This window comes from Bradyrhizobium sp. th-b2 (assembly GCF_000426785.1).
Classification (GTDB): domain Bacteria; phylum Pseudomonadota; class Alphaproteobacteria; order Rhizobiales; family Xanthobacteraceae; genus Bradyrhizobium; species Bradyrhizobium septentrionale.
Genome location: NZ_AUGA01000182.1, coordinates 1 through 3,820 on the forward strand (window position 1 = coordinate 1; position 3,820 = coordinate 3,820).

A 3,820-nucleotide genomic window follows, 5' to 3' on the forward strand; every position below is an offset into this window, starting at 1 on the left:
AACAGACTGGCGGCTTCCACTCAGGCTTTCGCCGCCCTTTTGTGCAGGTGTGCATAAACCGGTTCCATTGGTCCGCATCGATGAGGTCACGCCGACTTTCCCGCAAGGCGAGCGCGCCTCAAAGATCGCCGACCAATGCCCGCGCTTGGTCCTGCAAATTGCAACGATTGTGATCGCCTTTTCGAAGTCTGCCGCACCGAAGCAACTCAGCACAAGATCAGACTTCACTTTGGTACATCAGCCCCGTGGGCGGGTGTTCCCCCGTTATGATTTTCGAGCGGCGTGGATGATGCCGCTTGAGTCCGCTGTGCCGCCGGAAGCCGCAGCAGAGGACTTCCGCGAACCTCCAAGATGTATGAACGGACGCATGCTGTTCCGGTTGCCTACATACGGCCGAAAGCCGCCCACACCCCGTCCTCGCCGTCCCAGCTGCCTCGGCTCGCCGCCTTGGAGTACTCCGTGGCGCGCTGCTCGAAGAAATTGGCGTGCTCGACCCCATTGAGAATCTCGACGAGCCAAGGCAGCGGATGCGGCTTGAGCTGCGTGAACCCATCCTCCTCGGCCTTGAAGAAGCCGAAAACCGGGGCAATCCGGAGTTGGGTCAGTCGCCAGTCGGCGACATAACGGACGTAGGCGTGGATCTGCTCAGGACGCATGCCCTCGATCTTGCCCAGGCCAAAGGCGAGATCGACGAAGTTCTCCTCCAGCTTTACCATCGTTCTGGCGACATCGACGATGTCGTCACGGACCGAGCGCGTCACGGCGCCGGTCTCGCGGTGCCATTCGTGAAACAGCTTGATGACGCCCTCGCAGTGGAGACTCTCGTCGCGCACCGACCAGCTTACGATCTGTCCCATGCCGTTCATCTTGTTGTGGCGCGGAAAATTGAGCAGCATAGCGAAGCTCGCGAACAACGCCATGCCTTCGGTAAAGGCGCCGAACATAGCCAGGGTGCGCGCGACATCGGCCACGGTGTCAACGCCGAACTCGTGCATGTAGTCCGCCTTGGCGCGCATTTGCGCATAGCTGCGAAATGCCTCGAACTCGGTCTTGGGCATGCCGAGCGTCTTGAGCAGCAGCGCATAGGCGTCGATGTGGACCGTCTCCATGTTCGTGAAGGCCGCCATCATCATCTGGACGGTGAGCGGCTGGAAAATCGGGATGTATCGCTTGAGATAATTGTCACCGACCTCGATGTCCGACTGAGTAAAGAAGCGAAAGATCTGGGTGAGCAGCGCGCGCTCGCTGGCGGTGACGCGGTCCGACGCCCAGTCCTTGAGGTCGTTGCCGAGCGGCACCTCCTCGGCCATCCAATGCGTCTGCTGCTGACGCTTCCAGAACTCGTAGGCCCAAGCGTAGCGATCAACGTCATAGCTGCCCGTCGAGTCAAGGAGACCAACGCGCCCCTTGCCGATCAGCGTGCGCGGATCGACAGACGAGAGATCGATCATTGACATGCGAGGCACTCCTCATAATCGGCGCGCTGCGCAGGCGGCTGCCGCGGCGCGGCCTCGTCATCGTCGACGATCTTGCCGGCGAACGCCGCGCGCGAGATCGATTTTGAACGGCAGTAATAAAGGCTCTTCACCCCACGCTTCCACGCCGTCCAGTGCAGCATGTGGAGGTCCCACTTATCGACCTCGGCCGGCAGATAGAGGTTGATTGACTGGCTCTGGCAGATGAATGCGGCCCGGTCGCCTGCAAGCTCGACGATCCAGCGCTGGTCGACCTCGAAGGCGGTGCGAAACACCGCTTTCTCGTGTTCCGACAGAATGTCGAGATGGGCGACCGAACCCTCCTGCGCAATGATCGACTGCCAGGTCACCGGGGTGTCGGCGCCCTTGGCGATCAGTACCCTGGTCAGATGAGGATTACGTACCGAGATGGCACCAGACAACGTCTTGTGGGTGTAGATGTTGGCCGGGATCGGCTCGATGCATGCGCTGGTGCCGCCGCAGATGATGCTGATCGAAGCAGTCGGCGCGATCGCGATCTTCTGGCTGAAGCGCTCCATCACGCCACGTTCCAGGGCATCCGGGCACGGGCCACGCTCGCGAGCAAGGGCGACGGATGCCGCGTCGGCATCACCCCGGATCTTCCGAAACATCTTTAGATTGAATGATTTCGCCAAGCCACTCTCCATTGGAATGCCATTCGCCTGGAGGAACGAGTGGAAGCCCATCACGCCAAGTCCGACGGAGCGCTCGCGCAGGGCGGCGTAGCGGGCCCGCTTCATACCCTCCGGCGCCGTCGTGATGAAGTGGGTGAGCACGTTGTCAAGGAAGCGCATGACGTCCTCGATGAAGCCGGGTTCCTCATTCCATTGGTCCCAGGTCTCGAGGTTGAGCGATGACAGACAGCACACCGCGGTGCGCTCCTCGCCGCGATGGTCGATGCCGGTCGGGAGCGTAATCTCGCTGCACAGGTTGGAGGTCGAGACCTTGAGACCGAGCTCGCGCTGGTGCTTGGGAAGCGCGCGATTCACGGTGTCGATGAACAAGAGATAAGGCTCGCCTGTCTGCAACCGGTTCTCAAGAATGCGTTGCCATAGCTGTCGCGCGTCGATCTCGCGGACGACCTCGTTCGTCTTCGGGCTGCGCAGAGCGAACGCGGTGCCGGCGCCCACGGCACGCATGAACTCGTCGGTGAGGTTGATGCCGTGATGCAGGTTGAGGCTCTTGCGGTTGAAGTCGCCGGACGCCTTGCGGATCTCGAGAAACTCCTCGATCTCGGGATGCTGGATATCGAGATAGACCGCCGCCGAGCCGCGCCGCAACGAGCCCTGGCTGATCGCCAGCGTCAGGCCGTCCATGACGTGGATGAACGGGATGACGCCTGAGCTGACGCCGCCCTTCACCTTCTCTCCGATCGAGCGAACATTGCCCCAGTACGTGCCGATACCGCCCCCGTTGGAGGCAAGCCACACGTTTTCGTCCCAGGTGCCAACGATTCCTTCGAGCGAGTCCGACACCGAGTTAAGGAAGCACGAGATTGGCAGGCCGCGCGTGGTGCCGCCATTGGACAGCACCGGCGTGGCTGGCATGAACCACAGCCGAGACATCGCGTCATAGAGACGTTGGGCGTGCGCAACATCGTCCGCGAAGGCACAGGACACCCGCGCGAACATGTCCTGGATGCTTTCGCCGACGAGCAGATAGCGATCGGTCAGCGTTAGCTTGCCGAACGCGGTCAGCAGGCCGTCGCGCGATCGATCGAGCGTGAGATCGGACGGCTTTGGCAATGGCGCGAGAGGCCGCGGCAGCGGAGCCGATGACGGCGGCGGCACAACACACCGCTGAGGCGCGGCAGACTTTGGCCGCGCCGGCCACGGCCGCACACTCGGCCACTCAATTAGATGACCATGCTGATTGAAATCGTAAGACGGCGACATCGGCAACCCCGCGATGTTGGGGGGTGAAGCCACGCGCACGACTTGCGAGGAGACGGGTCAAACGTCCCAGGCTGCAAGCGACGCACGGGGCACCCCGCCCGAGGACGTTCTATTCTGTCGCGGCAGGTCTCCTGGCTCGCGGGTCGCTGCGGCTGTCGGCCTTCCCGGTGCTGTCGCGGCCAGTGACCATTATGACAACCGCTCGCCGCTTACAGTTGCGGGGGCAGCCCCGGAATAGCCGTTACCGGCGCACCGGGTTCCCTCTTAGCTTCCATCCTACTAGATGCAGAATGGAAGACCGTGGCAGATCTACATACAGACGCCGCGCGTCGAGATTCGTCAAGGCTTGTGCCAGGGGAGTCGAGACGCAGGACGCCACGTCCGCTCCGGGTCCGGGCCCGCAACGCTCTGTTCGAGCAAATGCCCCCC

The 3,820-nt window shown here is 62.2% G+C and carries 3 protein-coding genes and 1 riboswitch; all 3 genes read right to left on the bottom strand.

Features of this window, described 5'->3' with window-relative positions; translation table 11 throughout:
• Positions 1–228: hypothetical protein (locus K359_RS64110; RefSeq protein ID WP_210164119.1), on the bottom strand; the 228-nt coding region annotated here is incomplete at its 3' end.
• Positions 229–383: 155 nt separating this feature from the next.
• On the bottom strand, positions 384–1,457 hold the full coding sequence (locus tag K359_RS0147185; protein WP_198031293.1) for a ribonucleotide-diphosphate reductase subunit beta: 1,074 nt from the start codon (positions 1,455–1,457) through the stop codon (positions 384–386).
• Positions 1,448–3,241: a ribonucleoside-diphosphate reductase subunit alpha gene (locus K359_RS0147190; protein WP_224496569.1), complete on the bottom strand. Its 1,794-nt coding sequence runs from the start codon at positions 3,239–3,241 to the stop codon at positions 1,448–1,450. The genes K359_RS0147185 and K359_RS0147190 overlap by 10 nt, the downstream gene beginning before the upstream one ends.
• Before the next feature lie 253 nt (positions 3,242–3,494).
• Positions 3,495–3,709, bottom strand: a riboswitch (cobalamin riboswitch).
• Positions 3,710–3,820 lie beyond the last annotated feature (111 nt).

What these genes read in the sequence shown, in the direction of transcription:
- K359_RS0147185 (WP_198031293.1), bottom strand. Translation starts at nt 1,457, where the DNA reads ATGTCAATGATCGATCTCTCGTCTGTCGATCCGCGCACGCTGATCGGC.